The following is a 21,708-nucleotide window of genomic DNA, read 5'->3' on the forward strand; positions in this document are numbered from 1 at the left end:
CGATATTTTCCGTGGGTCAGGGATAAAGCGTGACCAGGTTACCGAAGATGGAATTCCTTGTGTTCGTTACGGAGAAATCTACACAACTTACGATTTTCAGTTATTCAGCAAACGAAGATGACCCAGAAGACCTGCCTGCCGGACAGGCAGGTGTTCTGCAGGAAGAAGGCTTTGACACGGAAGCTTTGGATCAGACTTCCAGAGATTTTCTTGAAAGTGTCATTGCGGATTATAATGCTGCGTTTAACACCAACTTTGACACTTCCGCTGATAAGTTTCAGAACTACTACAAGGATTTGTCTATGCGAGTGAAGAACCGTGAAGTGGATTTGCTGATTGTCGTGAATATGTTCCTCACAGGCTTCGATGCCACAACGCTCAACACCTTGTGGGTGGACAAAAATCTGAAAATGCACGGACTGATCCAGGCCTATTCCAGAACCAACCGTATTCTGAACTCGGTCAAGACATATGGCAATATCGTCTGCTTCCGTGATTTACAGAAAGCCACAGATGATGCAATCGCTCTTTTTGGCGACAAGAATGCCAGCGGCATAGTTCTTCTAAAGAGCTTTAGGGATTACTGGAATGGCTATGAGGACAACAACGGTAAGTATCATCCTGGTTATGTTGATTTGCTGGAAAAGCTGGAAACAGAATATCCTCTTGGTACTCAGATCGTTGGAGAGCAGATAGAGAAAGATTTTATCAGACTGTTCGGCTCTATCCTTAGTATGAGAAATATACTTTCGTCCTTTGATCAGTTTGAAGAAATGGACAGTATTGCTGCAAGGGATTTGCAAAATTATCAGAGCATCTACCTTGACCTGTATGATAAGTACCGTAGAAAAGATGAAGCTGAAAAAGAAGATATCACGGATGATATTGAATTTGAAATTGAGCTTATCAAGCAAGTGGAGATCAATATCGACCACATCCTGATGCTGGTTGAAAAATATCACGAGGGCAATTGTGAGGACAAAGAAATTCTCATTTCTATCCGCAAAGCAGTGGATGCAAGCATACAGCTTCGGAGTAAGAAGGAGCTGATTGAAGCCTTTATCAGCCGTGTCAATGTTGATACCCGGGTTACTGCTGACTGGCGTAAATTTATCCTGGAGCAGGAAGAAAATGATTTGACTGAAATTATCACGAACGAAAAACTTAAGGCAGAGGAAACAAGAAGGTTTGTTGATAATGCGTTCCGTGACGGAGCATTGAAGACGACAGGAACGGAGATAGACAAGCTCATGCCCCCTGTTTCACGCTTCGGCGGTGGTGGCAGAGCCAGGAAGAAGCAAGGTGTCATTGAAAAATTGAAAGCTTTCTTTGAAAAATACTTTGGGCTTGGAATTGCAGAGTTCAGAACCAGGGAACAGGAGCAGTCAGTTGTTTATGAAATCGAGCCGGCCTATCAGATAGCAGCCGAAGAGCGTGCACCGTATGGAACGAAAGAAAATTAAACAATAGCTGGCCTGATATGCGGCCAGAAACCCTGTATTCCAATGGAATTTTTCTGTATTTTATGCAAAAATATAAATATCGGTTGAACATTCTGCCTGAAAGAATTATAATAAGAACAGTGAGAATTTTTTGGAAAAGGAAAAGGGGATTATGAAGTACAAAACGCGGTTCTTTCTATTCTTTTTTGTGATGGTACTGTTTAATCTGGCGGCAAATTTCGCCCATCCGGTGACTCCGACGGTGATCCAGGATCTGAATCTCCATGATTACATGTTCGGACTGGCCCTGGCGGCCATGATGCTCACCAACTTCCTTCTGTCGCCCTTCTGGGGAAAGATCAACGAATACATATCCTCCAGAATGTCTCTTCTGATCTGCTGCATGGGCTACGGCGTCGCCCAGATCTGGTTCGCCTACGCCACCACAGAGCTTCAGATCGTCCTGGCCAGGATGTTCGCCGGACTTTTTACCGGCGGTATTTTTGTGAGCTTCCTGACATACATTGTAAATACGGCGGCTCCGGAGGACCAGGGAAAATATCTGACCATCAACGCCACCATAAAAAGCGTGGCCAGCGCCTTCGGCTATATGATCGGCGGCTTCCTGGGGGAATTTTCTGTGAAGCTGGCGTTTCTGGCCCAGGCGGCCCTTCTGATCGCCGTGGCTGTGGGCTTTTATCTGATCTGTCTGCCGGATGGAAAGACCAGCTTAAAGCAGGTGCCGAAAAAGCAGCTGATGAAGGAGGCCAATCCCTTCCAGGCCTTTGCTGACAGCCGTAAATTCATGAGCGTGGCCTTTGCCATGCTGTTTGCAGTGAATATCCTGATCAACTTTGGAAACACGGCTTTTGACCAGGCGTTCAACTACTACTTAAAGGATGTGCTGGGGCTGACCTCGTCCTATAACGGGATCATCAAGGCGGCTGTGGGTCTGGTATCCTTTGTGGCCAATACGACGCTCTGTATCTGGATCATCACAAAGACAAAGATCCGCCGGTCCATGGCAGTGATCATTGCCGTCTGCACAGTATCGGCCCTGGGAACGGCCCTGGTGCCCAATATCGGGATCTTCATCGCCCTGGGCGTGATCGTTTATGCGGGATATTCCGTCAGCGTGCCGGTGCTCCAGAGCATGATCACCGTCCAGTCCAGACCGGAGCAGAAAAACCTGGTCATGGGATTTTTCAACGCCACCCAGTCTCTGGGCAGCATTGCCGGTTCCCTGACAGCCGGATTTATCTATTCGGTCCATGCAAAGCTCCCGTTTTTCTGTACCTTTGTGATCTATGGCTTTGGAATGCTGGCAGCCATTGGATATATGAGATACAGGGGAGGGAAAAACGCGGCAGAGTAAGGACGGACAGCCGCCGATGGAAACGCTGTTGTTCCATATGAAAAGATGCCGCTTGACACATGGCGGCAGAACTGTTATAGTATCATACGAATGAAACTGGGGAAGATTCGGGGAAGGCCTGGATCTTCTCTTTTTTGCTGGCAAAACCGCCCTGGACGGCGGGGAGCCATATATATGGAAGTTAAACAAAGAAAAGGAAATCAGACAATGGAAACAGTAAGATTTGACGAATTAAATTTAGATGAGCGCATTCTGCGCGCAGTGACAGACATGGGCTTCGAGGCTGCCTCCCCGATCCAGGCCCAGTCTATCCCCGTCCAGGCAGAGGGACTCGACATGATCGGCCAGGCCCAGACCGGTACGGGAAAGACGGCGGCCTTCGGCATCCCGCTGCTGGAGAAGATGGATCCGGAAAGCAGAAAGACCCAGGCCATGGTCTTATGCCCCACCAGGGAGCTGGCCATCCAGGTGGCTGAGGAGATCCGCCGCCTGGCGAAATACATGTCCGGGATCAAGGTCCTTCCGGTCTACGGAGGCCAGGAGATCGTAAAACAGATCCGTTCCTTAAAGGGCGGAGTCCAGATCATCGTGGGAACTCCGGGACGCGTCATGGATCACATGAGGAGAAAGACCATCCGCACCGATGAGATCCGGACCGTGGTGCTGGACGAGGCCGACGAGATGTTAAACATGGGCTTTCTGGAGGATATGGAGACCATCTTAAGCGCTCTTCCCGAGGAACGGCAGACGGTGATGTTCTCTGCCACCATGCCCCAGGCCATTGCAGACATTGCAAAGAAGTTCCAGAAGGATCCGGTGATGGTGCGGGTGGTAAAAAAGGAGCTGACCGTTCCCAAGGTGACCCAGTATTATTACGAGGTGAAGCCCAGGAATAAGGTGGAGGTCATGTGCCGTCTGCTGGACCTGTATTCCCCTAAGCTGTCTGTGGCCTTCTGTAATACGAAGAAGCAGGTGGATGAGCTGGTGCAGGCCCTCCAGGGCCGCGGCTATTTCGCCGAGGGCCTTCACGGGGATCTGAAGCAGGAGCAGAGGGACCGTGTCATGGACAGCTTCCGGAACGGAGCCACAGAGATCCTGGTGGCCACGGATGTGGCGGCCCGGGGCATCGATGTGGATGATGTGGAGGCAGTGTTCAACTATGACATCCCCCAGGACGACGAGTATTACGTCCACCGGATCGGCCGGACCGGCCGTGCAGGAAGGGAAGGCCGCGCCTTCAGTCTGGCTGTGGGCAGCGAGGTCTATAAGCTCAGGGATATCCAGCGGTTCTGCAAGACGAAGATCGTGCCCCAGTCCATCCCGTCCTTAAACGATGTGACGGCCATCAAGGCGGAAAAGATCCTGGATGAGGTCCAGGAGATCATGAATGACGGAGAGCTGGAGCGGATGACGGCCATCATTGAAAAGCGTCTTCTGGCTGAGGATTATTCCTCTCTGGAGCTGGCAGCCGCCTTCCTTAAAATGTCCATGGGCGACGATTATGAGGATATTGCCGAGGATGTGAGACCTCTGAGGGATCTGGAGGATCTGGGCAGGAGAGGCGGATCCCGGGGCCGCGACGGCCGGGGCCAGAGAGACGGCCGCGGAAATTACCGGGGAGGCCGGGGAGGACGCTTTGACGATCTGGACGAGTACGAAGGCCGCCGGTCGGGCAGGAGCGGTATGGCAAGCCTCTTTATCAACCTGGGAAAGAACCAGAATGTGAAGCCGGGAGATATCCTGGGAGCCATTGCGGGAGAGACCGGGATCCCGGGCCGTATGGTGGGGAGCATCGACATGTATGATAAATATACCTTTGTGGAGGTTCCCAAAAACCAGGCGGAAATGGTCATGGAGGCCATGAAGCAGGTGAAGATCCGCGGAAAAAATGTCCGGGTGGAGATCGCCAACCGGAAATAGGGTATTTTCTATATTTTGTATAAATTTTCGTTCACAAATATCCTGGAATATGGTAAAATATACATAACTGTCCGGCGGCTTTACAGTTTTGTGCAAAAAAAACCGAACAGGGATTTCGTCCCATGCGGGGGAAATATCTAAAGCAAGATCCGGGAGGAACGATCTATGACTGGAAAATACATGGCTTATGTTGGTTCTTATTCTTATACGGGAAAGGCCAAGGGGATCACGGTCTACGATGTGGACGTGGAAAAGGGGAAATTCATCTACCGCTGCGAGGTGGAGGTGGATAATTCCTCTTACCTGACCGTATCCAGGGATAAAAAAATGCTGTACTCCATTGCCGACGAGGGCGTGGTCTCGTTCCGCATCCTGCAGAACGGCAGCCTGTCCAGGGTGAACAGCGCAAATATCAAGGGAATGCGGGGGTGCCAGATCTCCACAAGCCCCGAAAACGACTATATTTTCGTGTCCGGCTACCACGATGGAAAGGTGACGGTGCTCCGGCTGAACCCGGACGGTTCTGTGGGCCATATCACCGACGGCGTATTCCATAAGGGACTGGGGAGCGTGGCAGAACGGAATTTCCGTCCTCACGTGAGCTGCAGCCGTATGACGCCGGACAAGAAGTTTTTAATGGTGGCGGATCTGGGGATCGACCAGGTCAAGGTGTACCGGTTTGACAGAGGAGAGGGCCGTATTGCCCAGGTGGACACCATAAGGAGTGAGCTGGAGTCGGCGCCCCGTCATTTTGTATTCAGCAGCGACGGAAAATTTTTCTATCTGCTGCATGAATTAAAAAACGTGATCGACGTATATTCATACCAGACCGGAGACAGGACGCCCCAGGTGGAGAAGGTCCAGACCATTGCCACCACCGGCGACGATCCCAACCAGCTTACGGCAGCCTGTGCCATCCGTCTTTCCCCGGATGAGAATTATCTGTTCTGCTCCAACGCCGGGGACAATTCGGTATCCATGTATGAGAGGGACACAGAAACGGGAATGCTCACGCTGAAGTTCTGTCTGCCCATCAGCGGGGAATACCCCAAGGACATTGCCATTTTCCCGGACGGCCAGCATCTGGCAGCCATCAACCACGGGGGAAATATTTCCTTCTTCCATATCGACTATGAGAAGGGGCTTCTGGTTATGAGCGACCGGAGCGTTGCGGTCAATGAGCCCAACTGCTGTGAAATCGTAAAAATAGGTTAGGAGATGTAGATATGGCGGCTGGATCGACCATTGGAACATTATTTAAAGTGACCACCTGGGGAGAATCCCATGGAAAGGCCATCGGCGTGGTGGCCGACGGCTGTCCTGCGGGACTGGCTCTCTGTGAGGCAGATATACAGGCTCTCCTGGACCGGAGAAAACCGGGCCAGAGCAGATTTACCACCCAGCGGTCCGAGGGCGACCAGGTGGAGATCTTATCCGGCGTATTTGAAGGAAAGACCACGGGAACGCCCATTTCCATGATCGTGTGGAACCGGGACCAGCGCTCCAGGGACTATTCGGAGATCGCCGGCTGCTACCGGCCTGGTCATGCGGATTATACCTTCGATGAGAAGTTTGGCTTCCGGGATTACCGGGGCGGCGGCCGGTCCTCCGCCCGGGAGACCATCGGCCGGGTGGCGGCCGGGGCCATTGCAGAAAAATTTTTAAAAGCCCTGAATATTTCTGTCTGCGCCTACACCCGCTCCATCGGTCCTGTGGAGATCTCCTCCGGGCCGCTGGCGCCGGGTGCGGAGGCGCTTAAGACGGCGGCGGAAAACCCCTTATATATGCCGGATCCAGAGGCCGCAGAGCGGGCTGCCCGGTATCTGGAGGAGCGGATGGCAGACCAGGATTCTGCCGGAGGCGTGGTGGAGTGCGTGGTGTCGGGGCTCCCGGCGGGGTTGGGAGAGCCGGTGTTTGAAAAGCTGGACGCGAACCTGGCCAGGGCCATCCTTTCCATCGGAGCCGTAAAGGGCTTTGAAATAGGAGACGGGTTCGCGGCCGCCAGATCCAGGGGATCGGAAAATAACGACGGCTACCGCATGGCGGCAGACGGCTCGGTGGTAAAGACGGCCAACCATTCCGGAGGCGTTCTGGGAGGGATCAGCGACGGCAGCGATCTGGTATTCCGGGCGGCCTTTAAGCCCACACCGTCCATTTCCAGGAGCCAGGAGACCGTAAGCCGCACTGGGGAAAACATAGAGCTTTCCATTAAAGGCCGCCACGATCCTGTGGTGGTGCCGCGGGCAGTGGTGGTGGTGGAGGCCATGGCCGCTCTGACCGTGATGGACATGCTCCTGGTGTCCATGAGCTCCCGGCTGGATATGATCCAGCTGTTCTTCCAGGTGGAGAACGTGGAGGGAACGGACACAGAGGGGAATTGATCCCGGAGGATTGCCGGAAACCCGGAAGACGGGGCTGTCATGAAAACGGCAGAGGCCGGTGAATAAAAGAATGGAGGAAATGAGCATGAAGATCGTCATTGGAAACGACCACTCCGCAGTGGAGTTGAAAAACATCATCAAAGCGCATCTGGAGGAAAAGGGCTATGAGGTCATGAACGTAGGGACCGATACCTCTGATAGCTGCGATTACCCAGTATATGGAGAAAAAGTGGGCCGGGCCGTGGCTTCCGGCGAAGCAGACCTGGGCATTGCCATCTGCGGCACCGGCGTGGGGATCTCCCTGGCTGCCAACAAGGTAAAGGGGATCCGGGCCTGCGTGTGCAGCGAGCCCTATACGGCAAAGCTTTCCAGAATGCACAATAATTCCAACGTTCTGGCCTTTGGGGCGCGGGTAGTCGGAAGCGAGCTGGCAAAAATGATCGTGGATGAGTGGCTGGCCGCTGAGTTTGAAGGCGGACGCCATCAGAGACGGGTCGATATGATCATGGATATAGAAAACCGCTAGAAGGTTGAAAAAGGACTGGAGCCGGGAGGGCGCCAGTCCTTTTTGAGTGAGTATAAAAGGGAGTTATATAAAGGGGAATTATGGGATTTAGAAATCTACCTCTGTTCCATAGTAGGTGCAGACGAAGAGCTTTTCCATCTGCTCCGGTGTGATGGATCTGGGGTTGGAGCCTGTGCAGGCGTCGCCCACGGCGTTTGCTGCGATCTCAGCCACTTTTGACTTGAACTCTGCTTCGTCGATGCCGAATTCTTTTAAAGTGGACGGGATATTTAAAGTCCGGTTGAATTCTTTGATCTTCTCGCAGAGAGCGTTTACCTGGGATTCCTCAGAGGTCCCGCCAAGGCCCACTCTTCTGGCAATGTCTGCATAGCGGCGTTTTGCTTCCGGCTCATGGGCATTGTATTTGATCACATAGGGCAGGTAGATGGCGTTGGCACATCCGTGGGGGATATGGCCTGTGGAGAAGGCTGCGCCTGTCTTGTGGGCCATGGAATGTACGATTCCTAAGAGGGCGTTGGAGAACGCCTGGCCTGCAAGACACTGGGCATAGTGCATCTGCTCTCTGGCATCCTGGTTGCCGTTATAGGAGGCCGGAAGGAAATCCAGCACCATTTCGATGGCCTTGATGGCTAACGGATCCGTAAACGGGGAGTTTAAGGTGGAAACGTAGGCCTCGATGGCATGGGTCAGAGCGTCCATACCGGTGTAAGCTACCTGCTTTGCCGGAAGGGAGGCAACCAGCACGGGATCCAGGATGGCAACGTCCGGTGTGATCTCAAAGTCTGCCAGCGGATACTTGATTCCTTTGGAGTAATCTGTGATAACGGAGAAAGCAGTTACCTCTGTGGCAGTTCCGGATGTGGTGGGAATGGCGCAGAAATGTGCTTTCGTGCGCAGCTTCGGGAAGTTAAAGGGAACGATCAGATCCTCGAAGGTGGTATCCGGATGCTCGTAAAAGGCCCACATTGCCTTGGCAGCATCAATGGGGGAGCCGCCGCCGATGGCTACGATCCAGTCGGGCTCGAATTCCTGCATGGCCTTTGCGCCGCGCATTACGGTCTCTACGGAAGGATCCGGCTCAACGCCTTCAAAGAATCTCACTTCCATGCCGGCTTCTTTTAAGTAGCCCTCAATCTGATCCAGGAAGCCGCCCTTTCTCATGGAGCTGCCGCCGGAAACTACGATGGCTTTTTTTCCGGAAAGGTTCTTTAAGTCCTCTAAAGCGCCTTTTCCGTAGTACATGTCTCTCGGTAATGTAAATCTCATCATAACTGCATACCCTCCTAAAAGATTCGGAAATTCATATGTTTACCTTATAGTTAATATTTTAACGATATTTTTGCCAAATGTCAAGTACCTGGAGAGAAAATGTGAAAAAAATAACATTTGCAAACCACGGACCGCCATGCTATACTGGATAAAACGCAATGGACGTTAAAAACTGAATAAAACAGCGGGTGTCAGACCGGATGTGATCCGGGTCTGGTGAAAAGGGAAACAGGTGTGAATCCTGTACGAACTCGTCACTGTATTTAGGGAGCGGAGGCCATGTTCTGCCACTGGGAAACCGGGAAGGCGGCCGATGCGATGATCTATGAGCCAGGAGACCTGCCCGGCTGTTGTACGGGAACTTGCAGTTCCGGACCACGAGTAACTGGTAGTACGGTGATTTTTGTGCAGGGGCCCCTTTACTTATTTTTAATAAGCAGAGGGCTTTCTTTATGTGCGCGCCTGACCCTGGACCATATGGGCAGCAGGCCTGGGATCCCTGTATTTTCCGGCTCCATTTCCTCCGTCCGGAATACGCCCGGCGCGCGGAAAATAAAAATGGAGGAATGAAGAATGAGGAAAAACAAAATGGCAGGATTGATGGCAGGTGTGCTGGCGGCAGCCCTGTGGATGACCGGGTGTTCCGGAAACGGAGGTACAGAAACGAAGCCGGCGGCGGCAGGCGCGGAGACGGGGACAGAAACGGCAGGAACGTCTGCGGAGAAAGAGGGATCCCAGGCTTCCGGAGAAGAGAACAAGGAAAAGGAGGGGGCTGCATTGACAGAAAATAAGGAAACAGGAAAAAGAGCGATCCTGGTGGTGAGCTTCGGCACCAGCTACAACGAAAGCCGGGAGGCTACCATCGGCGCCATTGAGAAGGCCATCGCAGAGGCATTTCCGGAGACAGAGACACGGCGGGCCTTTACCAGCCAGATCATCATTGATAAATTAAAGGAACGGGACGGCCTGGAGATAGACAATGTAAAGGAAGCCCTGGACCGAGCGGCGGCAGACGGGATCACGGAGCTGGTGGTCCAGCCCACCCATCTGATGGACGGCTTTGAATACATGGATCTGGCAGAGGAGCTGGAGGAGTATGAAGGGAGCTTTGAACAGGTGGTCCTGGCGGATCCGCTGCTGACCAGCGATGCGGATTTTGACGCTGTGGCAAAGGCCATTACAGAGGCCATGGCGGAGTACGACGACGGGAAAACGGCGTTCTGCTATATGGGACACGGAACCGAGGCCGATTCCAACCAGGTATATCCCAGGCTCCAGGAAACCCTTAAGGAGGCAGGATATACGGATTACTTCATCGGCACAGTGGAGGCAGAGCCGTCTCTGGAGGATGTGACCGCTTCTTTAAAGGAAGCCGGCGGTTATAAACGGGTGGTGCTCCGGCCGCTGATGGTGGTGGCAGGCGATCATGCCAATAACGATATGGCCGGTGATGACGAGGACTCCTGGAAATCGGTCCTGAATAAAGAGGGATACGAGACGGAGTGCGTCCTGGAGGGGCTTGGACAGATCCCGGCCATCCGGGAGCTCTATGTACAGCACACGAAGGCTGCCATGGACAGCCTTGCCAGATAGGAAGCGGGGAGAGGCGGATGAAATATGTAAGGAACAGCCTGGCGGCTCTCCTTGCGGCAGCAGCCGGCATGGTCTTCATGCCGGCTGCTGCTTATGGGGCGTCAGAAGGCCGGGAGGCCGCAGAGGCCATTGGACAGGAAAGTGCCGTCCCTGTACCCGGATATGCGCTGAAGGACGGGACGTATCCCATTGAGGCAGAGTCCAGCTCCTCCATGTTCCGGATCGTCCGGGCAGAGCTTACGGTGAAGGATGGGAGTATGAAAGCAGCGGTGACCCTGGGCGGAAAGGGATATCTGAAGCTGTTCATGGGAACGGGAGAGGAGGCTCTGGACGCTGATCCGTCCCAGTACATAGGATTTTCGGAGGACGCAGACGGAGCCTATACGTATGAGCTTCCGGTGGAGGCCCTGGACCAGGGGCTGGAATGCGCGGCCTTCAGTAAAAGAAAGCAGAAATGGTACGACCGGCAGATCGTTTTTAAAGGAGATACCCTTCCAAAGGAAGCCTGGGTCCTTCCGGCAGAGGCCGGACTGGAGGACGGGAGGTACTGGATCGACGCAGCCCTTTCCGGAGGAAGCGGCCGGGCGTCAGTGGAGTCTCCGGCGGAGCTTACAGTAAAGGACGGCCAGGCATCGGTGCGGATCACATGGAGCAGCTCCGCCTATGACTATATGGCGGTATATGGGAAAAAGTACCTTCCGGTCAGCGAGGAGGGCAATTCAGCCTTCCAGATCCCGGTCTATGTGTTTGACGGCCCCATGCATGTGGCCGCGGATACCACAGCCATGGGGGATCCCCATGAGATCCAGTATACCCTGACCTTTGACCGGAGCACAGTGAGAGCCATGAAAAAAACGGCGGGGACCGGTTTCTGGATGGCGGCGGGAGCAGCTTTTCTGGCGGCGGGAGCCAGCGGCTGGTTCTGGATAAGAAAAAAGAGGAGGGCGGCATGAAGAGGAGCTGGAAGGCAGGGATAAAAAAACAGGCGGTCATCCTGGGGATCTGGGCGGCGGCGGGAGCGCTTTTAACGGGCTGTAAAGCGGCCGGAGGATCCGGAACCGGGAACAGGCTCCGTCCCCTGGAGCTTTCTTCCCTGGAATATACAGGGCGGCTGGAGCTGGAGTATGCAGAGCAGTTTGCCGTGGATCTTTACCAGGACGGCTTCCAGGTGCTGACTGTGGCCGACGGGAGCCGTATGCTCCTGGTGCCGGAAGGGAAGGAGGCCCCGGAGGATGTGCCGGAGGAGACGGCTGTGGTATACCAGCCGGTGAAAAATATCTATCTGGCGGCTTCGGCGGCCATGGACATGTTCCGGGCCCTGGACGCTTTGGATACGATCCGGCTTTCCGGGACGGATGCAGACGGCTGGTACATCAAAGAGGCCAGGGAGGCCATGAAAAGCGGGAAGATCCTTTATGCCGGAAAATACAGCGCCCCGGATTATGAGCGGATCCTGGCGGAGGGCTGCGGCCTGGCTGTGGAGAATACCATGATCAGCCATGCGCCGGAGGTAAGGGAAAAGCTGGAAAGCTTCGGGATCCCGGTGGCAGTGGACTATTCCAGCTACGAGACTGAGCCTCTGGGCCGCATGGAATGGATCAAGTTTTACGGAGCCCTCACAGGAAAAGAGGAGCAGGCGTCCGCTGCATTTGACGAACAGAAGGCAGCTATGGAGGCGGCGGCAGGAGGCAGCGAAGAGGCGGCTTCCGGAGACGGCGCAGATGTGGATCCGGCCCGCGGAGCAGAGGGGGGACGTGTTCCGGAGGAGGGCAGAAAAAAGACCGTTGCGTATTTTTATATTACGGCCGCCGGTATGGTCAATGTGAGAAAGTCCTCGGATTATGTGCCGAAGCTCATCGAGCAGGCGGGCGGAGAGTATATTTTTAAGGATCTGGGGACTGGAGAAAGCCGCAGCTCGTCTGTGAACATGCAGCTGGAGGAATTTTATTCCTCAGTAAAGGACGCGGACTTCCTTATTTATAACAGTGCCGTGGACGGCGGGCTGGAAACGGTGGAGGAGCTTTTGGGAAAGAGCGGGCTGCTGGCGGACTTTAAGGCGGTTAAGGAAGGAAATGTGTGGTGTACGGCCAGGGACCTTTATCAGAGCTCCATGGCTCTGGGGACCTTTGCAGAGGACATCCGGGCCATGCTGACGGGCCGGGGGGAAACGGTCTACCTTTACCGGCTCCCGGCCGGAAGAGAGGAGGAGCAGTGAACAGAAAGCGGAACGGGCATTTAAAATATGGACTGGATTTTGCGGCGCTCCTGGCGCTGCTTCTTCTTTTCCTGGGCTGGAGCCTGTGCGCCGGAAGTGTGGAGATCCCGTTGGAGGAGGTGGCGGAAGTATTTGCCTGGAAGCTGGGATGCGCTCCGGCTCCCGGCGCTTCGTCTGCGGCCGGGATCGTCTGGGAGATCCGGTTCCCTCGGGCTCTGGCAGCCATCCTCTTAGGCGGAGCCCTGGGGCTTTCCGGCTATCTTCTCCAGACCTTTTTCCGGAATCCCATTGCAGGTCCCTTTGTTCTGGGGATCTCCTCCGGGGCAAAGCTTCTGGTGGCATGTCTGATGGTGTTCTCTCTGGGCCATGCTGTCCGGGTGACATCTGCGGCCATGATCCTGGCGGCCTTTGCTGGAGCCCTGGCCTCCATGGGACTGGTGCTCCTTATGGCCGGAAGAGTGGAGCAGACGGCGGGGCTGATCCTTGGAGGCACCATGATCGGTTATATCTGCTCGGCAGCTACGGACATCCTGGTGACCTTTGCTGACGATACAGATATCGTAAATCTGCACAACTGGTCCCAGGGCAGCTTTTCAGGCATTTCCTGGGAGAATACGGCAGTCATGTGCCTGGTGGTGCTTCCCGCCTCGGCAGCCGTATTCCTTCTCTCTAAGCCGGTGGCTGCGTACCAGATGGGAGAGGTCTATGCAAAAAGCATGGGGATCCATGTGGGCCGTCTCCGGGCCTGGATGGTGCTCTTATCCAGTCTTTTATCAGCCTGTATCGTGGCCTTTGCCGGTCCGGTGTCCTTTGTGGGGATCGCCGTGCCCCATCTGGTGAGGAGCCTGTTTGGGACCTCCCGGCCTCTGGTGCTGATCCCGGCGTGCTTTCTGGGAGGGGGCGTGTTCTGCCTGTTCAGCGATCTTCTGGCCAGGACTCTTCTGGCGCCGGCAGAGTTCAGCATCAGCACAGTGACCGCGGTGCTGGGAGCTCCGGTGGTGATCGCCGTTATGATGAAGAAATACCAGAGGAGGGGATAAAGGTGGGAAACGGCTGTTTTTATGCGGACCGGCTGGCGGCCGGATATGGGAAAAGGCCAGTAGCGGAGGGACTTTCCTTTCATGCTGGCCGGGGAGAGATCGTGACCCTCATAGGCCCCAACGGAGCCGGAAAGTCCACGATTCTTAAGACGATCTCCGGCGGACTTGCGCCGATGGGAGGGGAGCTGGTGCTGGACGGCGTTCCCATGGAACGGATCCCCAGGAAAGAACGGGCCAGGAAGCTGGCGGTGGTGTTTACGGAAAAACTCCAGGGGGAGCTTATGACCTGCCGGGATGTGACGGCGGCGGGGCGGTATCCCTACACCGGGCGGCTGGGACTTTTATCAGAGAAGGACCAGAGAGCCGTGGATCAGGCCCTGGAGCTGGTCCATGGAACCGACCTGGGGGACCGTCCCTTTGACCGGATCAGCGACGGGCAGCGCCAGCGGATCATGCTGGCCAGGGCGCTCTGCCAGGAGCCGGAGATGATCCTTCTGGACGAGCCCACCTCCCATCTGGATGTGAAGTATAAGCTGGAATTCCTTTCCCTGCTCCGGGAAATGGCCAGGAAAAAGGAGCTTTCAGTGATCATGTCCCTCCACGAGCTGGATCTGGCGGAAAGGATCTCGGACCGGGTGGTGTGCATAAAGGACGGACGCATGGACCGGTGCGGAACGCCGGAGCAGGTCTTTACACCGGGATATGTGGAGGGGCTGTTCGGGATGACTGCCGGGAAATTTGACGCGGCTGGGGGATCTGTGGAGTTTTCTGTTCCTGGAGGCGCTGTAAAGCCGGAGGACCTCCCGGAAAATGCGGTATTTGTGATCGCGGGGAACGGCTCGGGGCGGCAGGTATTCCGGAAGCTCCAGAGAGAGAACGTGCCCTTTGTCACAGGGATCCTGTTTGAAAATGATCTGGATCTCCCGGCGGCGGAGGCCCTGGCTGCCCATGTGGTGAAGGTTCCCCTGGGGCCAGTGCCGGAGGAGGCTGTGAGGGAGGCCAGGGCGTGGATCCGGCGGTGCCAAAGGGTGATCTGCTGCCGGACGGGCTTTGGAGTATGGGAGAAGGAAAACGAAGATCTGTTTAAGTATGCAGAGCGGTCAGGAAAGACCGCAGGAGAATCGTAACAGACAGCCGTGTGGGAAGACGCCCGGCTGGACTGTTACGAATAATAAAAGCGGCTTCCGAATAGAATGGTAACGACCAATTCATAGGGAGCCTTTTTTATGGCAGTGAGAATGAAACGGCCGGGAAAACGCGTCCTGGCGCTTTTGGGGATCCTGGCGGTATTTGCCGCCGGCTGCATTGGCTTTACGGGCTGCCAGGGCGGCAGCGGGGATACGGAAAAGATCCGGGATCTGGAATTTACAGTGACGGGAGAGGGGGAGGTCCCCCAGGCCCTGGCAGAGCTCATCGGAAAAAAGAGGGAGAAGCCCTTTAAGCTTACATATGCGGACGGGCAGGATATGTATATCGTCATCGGGGAGGGCCCCCAGACCGGAGGCGGATACAGCATTACCGTTAAGGAGCTGTATCTGACAGAAAATTCAGTGGTGATACGGACCGAGCTTCTGGGGCCGGAAAAGGGGGAGGCCACGGGAACGGATCCGTCCTATCCGGTGCTGATCGTGAAAACAGAGTTTTTAGAGGAGCCGGTGGTATTCCAGTAGGCGGATGCAGGAAGGTGCCCTTTGCTGTCCCGGCAGCCGGGAAGCTGGGACGCCGGGATGCCTGTCCTCCGGGCCGTACGGAAGCCTTTGGCCGGAAACTGCTTTACCGCGGCCGGATTTTCTGGTAGAATGGGGAAACATACGGATAAAAGAAAACAGGAGAGGTACAGGATGGAGACACGGTACGAGGAGGAGGGCCTTAAGGAAAGGACCAGAGAGATCGAAAAAAGCATTATCAAACGGTTCCGGAAGGAGATCTGGAGGCCCTTTGTGAAGGCACTCAACGAGTATGAGATGATACAGGAGGGCGATCAGATCGCAGTCTGTATTTCCGGCGGAAAGGATTCCATGCTCCTTGCCAAGTGCATGCAGGAGATCTTAAGGCACGGAAAGATGGAATTCGGGTTAAAGTTTCTGGTGATGGATCCGGGCTACCGGGAGGAAAACCGGAAGCTGATCCATGAGAACGCCAGGATCCTGGGGATCCCGATCCACGTGTTCGAGACGGAGATCTTTGACACGGTGGTGGATGTGGAGGACTCCCCCTGCTACCTCTGCGCCAGGATGCGGCGGGGAAACCTGTACGCCAACGCCAGGGAGCTGGGCTGCAATAAGATCGCCCTGGGCCACCATTTTGACGATGTGATCGAGACGATCCTCATGAGCATGCTCTATGGGGCCCAGATCAATACCATGATGCCCAAGCTCCACAGCACCAATTTCCAGGGCATGGAGCTGATCCGCCCCCTGTACCTGGTGAAGGAGGCGGATATCCTGGCATGGAAGGAATATAATCAGCTTCAGTTCTTACAGTGCGCCTGCCGGTTTACGGAGGAGAGCAGCCGGAGACAGAACGAGGAGCTGTCCAAGAGGAAGGAAATGAAGAAGCTGATCGGGGAGTTCCGGAAGACCAGCCCGTATATTGACATGAATATTTTCCACAGCGTGGAAAATGTCAATACAGACGCCTGCATCGGATATATACGCCGGGGAGAGCGCCATCATTTCCTGGAGGAATATTAAGAAGGACGCCATCATACATTTTTGTAAAGCAAAGGCTTTGGAAAGGTGTGGTGGCGTTTTTATGATGGAGCTGGTGAAAAAGCATATCCATATGAACCGGAGAAGCGGCAGCGTTGCGTCCCAGATGACCCTGGACGATGATTTTAACGTGCCGGATACCATGGAGGACGTGGAGCAGCTGATCTTAGAAAGAGGAGAGATCCAGATCGAGTCGGCGAAGAACCAGGGGGAAAAGGTGGAGGTCCGGGGACGGCTGGATTTCCGGGTGCTGTACCGGACGCCCGGCGGACAGGTCATGACCCTGGCCGGAAACCTTCCCTTTGAGGAGCGGGTGAATATGCCGGGTCTCCTGGAGAACGATCATATCCAGGCCGGCTGGGAGTTAGACGATCTGAAGCTGGGGATCATCAATTCCCGGAAGCTGAACGTAAAGGCCCTGGTGACCTTAAAGCTCCAGGCGGAGACCCTTTTCGACGCCGAGGCGGCGGAGGACGCGAGATTTGACGGGGACGTGGAGACCTTAAAGAAAACCATAGCTGTGGCGGCCTTAAGCGCCCGGCGGAAGGATACGTTCCGGGTCCGGGAGGTACTGTCCCTTTCGGGAAATAAGCCGGATATCGACACCCTTCTGTGGCAGGACATACGCCTGCGGGGCGTGAATACGAGGCCCCTGGACGGGAGGATACGCCTGGACGGGGAGCTGATGGTGTTCGCCATTTATTCCGGGGAGGCCGGTCAGGTGCCGGTCCAGTGCCTGGAGGAAACGGTGCCGTTTTCCGGCGAGGTGGAGCTGGAGCCCTCAGTGGAGGAAATGATCCCCTTTATCACGGTGCGTCTGGTACATAAGGAGCTGGAGGTGAATCCGGATTCGGACGGAGAGATGCGGGAGCTGTCCGTGGATGCGGTCATGGAGCTGGATATGCGGCTTTATGAGGAGAAGGAGCTGGAGATCTTAAACGATCTGTACGCCCTGGACCGGGAACTGGATATGGATACAGGAGAGGCGTGCTTTGACCAGATCGCCGCCAGGAACCAGCTGAAGACCAGGCTCCAGGAAAAGGTGGATCTGCCGGTGGGGCAGCGGATCCTGCAGATCTGCCACAGCGACGGAGACGTGAAGCTGGATGAGGTACAGATCCGGGACGGAGAGCTGTCCATGGACGGCGTTCTGGAGGTGCAGCTTCTGTATCTGACTGCCGACGACTCCTCTCCGGTGGGAGCGTCCACAGAGGTGCTGCCGTTCCATATGACGGCCCAGGTACCGGGGATCACAGAGGACAGTGTTTACCAGATGGAGCCGGGACTGGAGCAGATCTCTGCCGTGATGCTGGGCGGCGACAGCGTGGAGATCAAGGCGTCGGTGACCATGGATGTGCTGGTGCTGAACCAGGTCTGCGGCCAGGTGATCCTGAATGTGCGGGAGGAGCCCCTGGATACGGAACGGCTGAAGCAGATCCCGGGGATCGTGGGCTATGTGGTACAGCCGGGGGATTCTTTGTGGAAGATCGCCAGAAAATTCCATACCAGTGTGGATGCGGTCATGGCAGACAACGGGCTTACGGATCCGTCCATCCAGCCTGGAGATAAGCTGATCATCGTGAAGGCGGTGGGGGAACGGGCCTAGGCGGTGCCGGTCTGGCGGGCAGTATCCCCGTCAGGCCGCATATAAGGCGGCAGGGATCTGAAAAATGAAAGAATGTCTGGTTGCATTTCGGGCAAAATACCATATAATAGAGTATAAGCCGGAAGACAAAAGCGGACTCACACAGGAAAACGCATCCGGCCGGTGCTTGATATAGATCCGGAACCAGTGCCCGAAGGGCTGTCCTGGCCGGGGCGGCGATGGCAGCCTTAAGATGCCGTTGCCGTTTACATAACATGAGGACGGATGGATATGAACTACACATATCTGCTGGAATGTGCGGATAAAACCTTTTACTGCGGCTGGACCAACGATCTGGAAAAGCGTGTGAATACCCATAATATGGGACGCGGGGCCAAGTATACGAGGCCCAGAAGGCCGGTGGTCCTGGTCTATTATGAGGCCTTTGAGACCAAAAGGGAGGCCATGAGCCGGGAAGCCGCCATTAAACGGATGACGAGAAAAGAAAAAGAAGCCCTTGTGAGAACACAGGATAAGACAGCAGGAGGAACCAGGTGAAACATAAAACAAAGAAATTACTATGCAGCGTGCTGGCATTCTGCCAGCTTTTTGCCATGACGGCCTTTGCACGGCCCGACTGGCCGTCGGATACGGGGATCCAGGCCGAGGCCGGGGCCCTGATGGACGTGGATTCGGGGACCATGATCTTTGGCCAGAACAGCCATGTGGAATATCCGCCTGCCAGCATCACAAAGCTTCTGACTGCCTTGATCGTCCTGGAGCATGCGGAGCTTTCCGACACGGTGACGTATTCAGAGACCGCCATGAACAGCGTGGAGGCGGACAGCGGCAATAAATACAGCCTGGCCATCGGCGATACAATGACGGTGGAGGACTGCCTGTACGCCCTTCTTCTTTCGTCGGTGAATCAGTCGGCCAACGCCCTGGCAGAGCATGTGGCGGGAAGTATCCCGGCGTTTGTGGATATGATGAACCAGAAGCTGGCGGAGCTGGGCTGCAATGAGAGTCATTTTGAGAATCCGTCGGGTCTCAACGGAGATACCCAGAATGTGTCGGCCTATGATATGGCAAAGATCGCCTGCGCGGCGTTCCAGAATGAAAAGCTCCTGGAGATCAGCTCCTCTGTGTCCCATGAGGTCGGCCCCACCACTAACAATCCCAACGGCTTCACCGTGCGCCAGGAGCACCGTCTGGTGATCACCGAGGATACGGCCAGCGAGTTTTACTGTCCTGAGGCGGTGGCTGGAAAGACCGGGTATCTTTTAAAGGCAGGAAATACGCTGGTGACCTATGGGGAAAAGGATGGAAGACGGCTGGTGTCTGTGATCTTAAAGGGGAGTCCCCGCCAGTATTTCCTGGACGGCAAGGCCCTTTTACAGTTCGGCTTCGACCGCTTTCAGAATGTGGGGATCGCAGAAAACGAGACCCGGTATGTGACCGGGGAGGAGGCCGTGGACATCGGCGGCACGTCCTATAACCCGGCAGATCTGATGGTGGAGGAAGGAAAAGTGGTGACTCTGCCGGAGGAGGCCTCCTTCGGTGATGCAGAGCTTTCCCTGGAAGCCCTTCCGGAAGGAGCGCCTGCCAATGCGGTGGCCCTCCTCCAGTACGTTTATAATGAAAGAAAGGTGGGACAGGCCTACCTCCTGGATAAGACGATCCAGGTACCGGCTGAAACGGAGCCTTCCGGCGGAGACGCCGCAGAGCCTGGAGCAGAGGATGGAAGCGGGGAGACCGGAAGCGCCGCCCAGGAACCGGAGGATACAGAGGAGCCCACAGAGACGGCCTCTGTGGATCCGGAGAAAACAGACGGAAGGTTTTCCATGAAGCTTCCGAAGGCGGTGATCCCTGGTGTGATCCTGGCGGTCCTGGCAGCCCTTGGGGCCGGTCTCTGGATGGTCTGGATCCGGAAGAGAAGGAAAGAAGAGGCGGAGGCAGCCGCCCGGAGACGGGAACGCCGCCGGCAAAGACTGATGGAAGAGGGGCCGGAGGCAGCGGCAGAGTTTAACCGCCTGCTGGAAGAAAAGAAAAACAGGAGCCAGGGCCGGGGACACCGGCGCTAGCTCCCTGGATCAGGCTGCGGCCAGATAGCCATACATCATCATATAGTGACAGAAGCTCCCGCCCATGACGAACAGGTGAAAGATCTCGTGAGACCCGAAATTTTTATGCCTGGAGTTGAAAAGCGGGAGCTTTAATGCATAAATGACGCCTCCGGCGGTGTAGATGATCCCTCCGGCCAGGAGCCAGCCGAAGGCGCCTGGAGTCAGGGAGGACAGGATCTGTCCAAAGGCTGTCACACAGATCCATCCCATGGCGATATAAATACAGGAGGAAAACCACTTGGGACAGCTGATCCACAGGGCGTTGATCAGGATGCCCACGGCTGCAATGGCCCACACCAGGGCCAGGAGCCGGTATCCGGCAGAATTTCCCAGAACGATGAGGCATACCGGCGTATACGTTCCTGCGATCAGGACAAAGATCATCATATGGTCGATCTTCCGGAGGAGCCGGTTGACGCCTTCAGAAATATCGAAGGTGTGGTAGACGGTGCTGGCAGCGTATAAGAGGATCATACTGACGATAAATACAGCCAGGGCCGCCACGTGGAGCCGGTCGGTGAAAAACGCGGCCTTCAAAAGCAGGGGAGCCGCAGCCAGGACCGCCAGGATCATTGCGATAAAATGGGTAAGGGCGCTGCCGGGATCCTTAACACTGAGTTTCATACACATACCTCCAATCAGAAAATGGAATATAATTTTTAATAATATATAATGTAGTTTTAAAAACTACATCTAACTTTTTTATATACTATATCACTTTGCCTTAAAATATGCAAGGGGTTCGGAAAATATTTTTATCATCAAAGTAAATGGACAGAAGGAAAGGAAGGACCATGGTACAGGTATTATATGCAGATAAGGATATTCTGGTGGCGGTGAAGCCTGCGGGAGTGGAATCCCAGGCGGCGAAGCGGTTTGCGCCGGATATGGTCAGCGAGATCCGGAAATATCTGGTTATCCACAAGTTATGCACGCCGGGAAAGGAGCCCTATGTGGGAGTTATCCACAGACTGGATAAGCCTGTGTCAGGGGTAATGGTGTATGCATTGTCTAAAAATGCTGCCGCAGCCTTGAGCAGACAGGTCCAGGACCGGAAGCTGGAGAAGATCTATGGGGCTGTTGTATGTGGAAAGCCGGAAAAAGATGTGGATAAGCTTGTGGATTATCTGGAAAAATCCGTGGATGGAAATGAATCCTATGTTGTGGATCATGGTGGAAAATGTGGAAAACGGGCTGAACTGTCCTATGAGGCTCTGGAAAGCCTGGAGGACGGGGGAAACGGGATCCTGACGCTTTTACGGATCCGTCTGGAGACCGGACGCCACCACCAGATCCGGGTCCAGTTTGCATCCAGGGGCCTGCCGCTCTTTGGGGACCGGAAATACGGAACAGGAGCGGCCGCCGCAGCAGGGCCCCTGGCTCTCTGCGCCATGTCCCTTTCCTTTGTCCATCCGTCCACAGGAAAGCCCATGACCTTTTCCGTGCCTCCGTCCGGCGGCGCATTTTCAAAATTTAAATTTTTCCAGGACGCATAAGGAAAGGAATCCGGCCCATACTAAGTGGT

General features: G+C 55.1%; 19 protein-coding genes and 1 riboswitch. Of the genes, 17 read left to right on the forward strand and 2 right to left on the reverse strand.

Annotated elements, in window-relative coordinates; all coding sequences use genetic code 11:
• Positions 1 to 47: 47 nt before the first annotated feature.
• From WIH05_RS06935 to rpiB, 6 genes are all read left to right on the forward strand, one after another.
• On the forward strand, positions 48 to 1,463 hold the full coding sequence (locus WIH05_RS06935; protein ID WP_337425167.1) for a hypothetical protein: 1,416 nt from the start codon (positions 48 to 50) through the stop codon (positions 1,461 to 1,463).
• 151 nt (positions 1,464 to 1,614) lie between these two features.
• Entirely contained in the window at positions 1,615 to 2,817 is a 1,203-nt protein-coding gene (locus tag WIH05_RS06940; protein ID WP_262427058.1) for an MFS transporter, read from the forward strand.
• Positions 2,818 to 3,024: 207 nt separating this feature from the next.
• Positions 3,025 to 4,737 (forward strand): DEAD/DEAH box helicase, encoded by a 1,713-nt coding sequence (locus WIH05_RS06945; protein ID WP_022274101.1) that lies wholly within the window; start codon positions 3,025 to 3,027, stop codon positions 4,735 to 4,737.
• Between the two features lie 165 nt (positions 4,738 to 4,902).
• Entirely contained in the window at positions 4,903 to 5,952 is a 1,050-nt protein-coding gene (locus tag WIH05_RS06950) for a lactonase family protein (protein ID WP_022274102.1), read from the forward strand.
• Between the two features lie 11 nt (positions 5,953 to 5,963).
• The gene (aroC, locus tag WIH05_RS06955) at positions 5,964 to 7,118 is read left to right on the forward strand and encodes a chorismate synthase (protein WP_022274103.1); all 1,155 of its coding nucleotides are present in this window, start codon (positions 5,964 to 5,966) and stop codon (positions 7,116 to 7,118) included.
• 85 nt (positions 7,119 to 7,203) lie between these two features.
• On the forward strand, positions 7,204 to 7,644 hold the full coding sequence (rpiB, locus tag WIH05_RS06960; RefSeq protein ID WP_022274104.1) for a ribose 5-phosphate isomerase B: 441 nt from the start codon (positions 7,204 to 7,206) through the stop codon (positions 7,642 to 7,644).
• 87 nt (positions 7,645 to 7,731) lie between these two features.
• Here rpiB and WIH05_RS06965 read toward each other — a convergent pair whose 3' ends face one another.
• Positions 7,732 to 8,913 carry an iron-containing alcohol dehydrogenase gene (locus WIH05_RS06965; RefSeq protein WP_022274105.1) on the reverse strand — a complete coding sequence of 394 codons (1,182 nt, stop codon included), beginning with the start codon at positions 8,911 to 8,913 and terminating at the stop codon, positions 7,732 to 7,734.
• A gap of 169 nt (positions 8,914 to 9,082) precedes the next feature.
• A riboswitch (cobalamin riboswitch) is annotated at positions 9,083 to 9,275 on the forward strand.
• 211 nt (positions 9,276 to 9,486) lie between these two features.
• Between WIH05_RS06965 and WIH05_RS06970 the strand changes: the two genes are divergently transcribed.
• From WIH05_RS06970 to WIH05_RS07015, 10 genes are all read left to right on the forward strand, one after another.
• On the forward strand, positions 9,487 to 10,506 hold the full coding sequence (locus WIH05_RS06970; protein ID WP_022274106.1) for a sirohydrochlorin cobaltochelatase: 1,020 nt from the start codon (positions 9,487 to 9,489) through the stop codon (positions 10,504 to 10,506).
• Between the two features lie 17 nt (positions 10,507 to 10,523).
• Positions 10,524 to 11,459, forward strand: a complete 936-nt coding sequence (locus WIH05_RS06975; protein ID WP_337425168.1) for a hypothetical protein — start codon at positions 10,524 to 10,526, stop codon at positions 11,457 to 11,459.
• Positions 11,456 to 12,721 (forward strand): ABC transporter substrate-binding protein, encoded by a 1,266-nt coding sequence (locus WIH05_RS06980; RefSeq protein ID WP_022272851.1) that lies wholly within the window; start codon positions 11,456 to 11,458, stop codon positions 12,719 to 12,721. The genes WIH05_RS06975 and WIH05_RS06980 overlap by 4 nt, the downstream gene beginning before the upstream one ends.
• Positions 12,718 to 13,761, forward strand: coding sequence for an iron ABC transporter permease (locus WIH05_RS06985; protein ID WP_022272850.1), 1,044 nt, complete (start codon positions 12,718 to 12,720; stop codon positions 13,759 to 13,761). Before WIH05_RS06980 ends, WIH05_RS06985 begins: the two co-directional genes overlap by 4 nt.
• A gap of 2 nt (positions 13,762 to 13,763) precedes the next feature.
• Positions 13,764 to 14,888 carry an ABC transporter ATP-binding protein gene (locus WIH05_RS06990; protein ID WP_022272849.1) on the forward strand — a complete coding sequence of 375 codons (1,125 nt, stop codon included), beginning with the start codon at positions 13,764 to 13,766 and terminating at the stop codon, positions 14,886 to 14,888.
• Positions 14,889 to 14,987: 99 nt separating this feature from the next.
• Positions 14,988 to 15,431: a protease complex subunit PrcB family protein gene (locus tag WIH05_RS06995; RefSeq protein ID WP_022272848.1), complete on the forward strand. Its 444-nt coding sequence runs from the start codon at positions 14,988 to 14,990 to the stop codon at positions 15,429 to 15,431.
• A gap of 171 nt (positions 15,432 to 15,602) precedes the next feature.
• Complete coding sequence (locus WIH05_RS07000) at positions 15,603 to 16,454, forward strand: ATP-binding protein (RefSeq protein ID WP_022272847.1); 852 nt, start codon at positions 15,603 to 15,605, stop codon at positions 16,452 to 16,454.
• Positions 16,455 to 16,515: 61 nt separating this feature from the next.
• Complete coding sequence (locus WIH05_RS07005; protein ID WP_022272846.1) at positions 16,516 to 18,078, forward strand: SPOCS domain-containing protein; 1,563 nt, start codon at positions 16,516 to 16,518, stop codon at positions 18,076 to 18,078.
• Positions 18,079 to 18,348: 270 nt separating this feature from the next.
• The gene (locus WIH05_RS07010) at positions 18,349 to 18,615 is read left to right on the forward strand and encodes a GIY-YIG nuclease family protein (RefSeq protein ID WP_022272845.1); all 267 of its coding nucleotides are present in this window, start codon (positions 18,349 to 18,351) and stop codon (positions 18,613 to 18,615) included.
• Entirely contained in the window at positions 18,612 to 20,141 is a 1,530-nt protein-coding gene (locus WIH05_RS07015) for a serine hydrolase (protein WP_022272844.1), read from the forward strand. Before WIH05_RS07010 ends, WIH05_RS07015 begins: the two co-directional genes overlap by 4 nt.
• 9 nt (positions 20,142 to 20,150) lie before the next feature.
• On the opposite strand, the gene WIH05_RS07020 is transcribed toward WIH05_RS07015, so the two are convergent.
• Positions 20,151 to 20,807, reverse strand: a complete 657-nt coding sequence (locus WIH05_RS07020; RefSeq protein WP_022272843.1) for a hemolysin III family protein — start codon at positions 20,805 to 20,807, stop codon at positions 20,151 to 20,153.
• A 170-nt stretch (positions 20,808 to 20,977) separates the two neighbouring features.
• Between WIH05_RS07020 and WIH05_RS07025 the strand changes: the two genes are divergently transcribed.
• Positions 20,978 to 21,679, forward strand: coding sequence for an RluA family pseudouridine synthase (locus WIH05_RS07025; protein ID WP_022272842.1), 702 nt, complete (start codon positions 20,978 to 20,980; stop codon positions 21,677 to 21,679).
• Positions 21,680 to 21,708 lie beyond the last annotated feature (29 nt).

Origin of the sequence: Alitiscatomonas sp., assembly GCF_037242085.1 — a bacterium.
Classification (GTDB): domain Bacteria; phylum Bacillota; class Clostridia; order Lachnospirales; family Lachnospiraceae; genus Alitiscatomonas; species Alitiscatomonas aceti.

What these genes read in the sequence shown, in the direction of transcription:
- WIH05_RS06965 (WP_022274105.1), bottom strand. Translation starts at nt 8,913, where the DNA reads ATGATGAGATTTACATTACCGAGAGACATGTACTACGGAAAAGGCGCT.
- WIH05_RS06940 (WP_262427058.1), top strand. Translation starts at nt 1,615, where the DNA reads ATGAAGTACAAAACGCGGTTCTTTCTATTCTTTTTTGTGATGGTACTG.
- WIH05_RS07005 (WP_022272846.1), top strand. Translation starts at nt 16,516, where the DNA reads ATGATGGAGCTGGTGAAAAAGCATATCCATATGAACCGGAGAAGCGGC.
- WIH05_RS07010 (WP_022272845.1), top strand. Translation starts at nt 18,349, where the DNA reads ATGAACTACACATATCTGCTGGAATGTGCGGATAAAACCTTTTACTGC.
- WIH05_RS06935 (WP_337425167.1), top strand. Translation starts at nt 48, where the DNA reads ATGGAATTCCTTGTGTTCGTTACGGAGAAATCTACACAACTTACGATT.
- WIH05_RS06945 (WP_022274101.1), top strand. Translation starts at nt 3,025, where the DNA reads ATGGAAACAGTAAGATTTGACGAATTAAATTTAGATGAGCGCATTCTG.
- WIH05_RS06995 (WP_022272848.1), top strand. Translation starts at nt 14,988, where the DNA reads ATGGCAGTGAGAATGAAACGGCCGGGAAAACGCGTCCTGGCGCTTTTG.
- WIH05_RS06980 (WP_022272851.1), top strand. Translation starts at nt 11,456, where the DNA reads ATGAAGAGGAGCTGGAAGGCAGGGATAAAAAAACAGGCGGTCATCCTG.
- aroC (WP_022274103.1), top strand. Translation starts at nt 5,964, where the DNA reads ATGGCGGCTGGATCGACCATTGGAACATTATTTAAAGTGACCACCTGG.
- WIH05_RS06975 (WP_337425168.1), top strand. Translation starts at nt 10,524, where the DNA reads ATGAAATATGTAAGGAACAGCCTGGCGGCTCTCCTTGCGGCAGCAGCC.
- WIH05_RS06950 (WP_022274102.1), top strand. Translation starts at nt 4,903, where the DNA reads ATGACTGGAAAATACATGGCTTATGTTGGTTCTTATTCTTATACGGGA.
- WIH05_RS06970 (WP_022274106.1), top strand. Translation starts at nt 9,487, where the DNA reads ATGAGGAAAAACAAAATGGCAGGATTGATGGCAGGTGTGCTGGCGGCA.
- rpiB (WP_022274104.1), top strand. Translation starts at nt 7,204, where the DNA reads ATGAAGATCGTCATTGGAAACGACCACTCCGCAGTGGAGTTGAAAAAC.
- WIH05_RS07000 (WP_022272847.1), top strand. Translation starts at nt 15,603, where the DNA reads ATGGAGACACGGTACGAGGAGGAGGGCCTTAAGGAAAGGACCAGAGAG.
- WIH05_RS07020 (WP_022272843.1), bottom strand. Translation starts at nt 20,807, where the DNA reads ATGAAACTCAGTGTTAAGGATCCCGGCAGCGCCCTTACCCATTTTATC.
- WIH05_RS07025 (WP_022272842.1), top strand. Translation starts at nt 20,978, where the DNA reads ATGGTACAGGTATTATATGCAGATAAGGATATTCTGGTGGCGGTGAAG.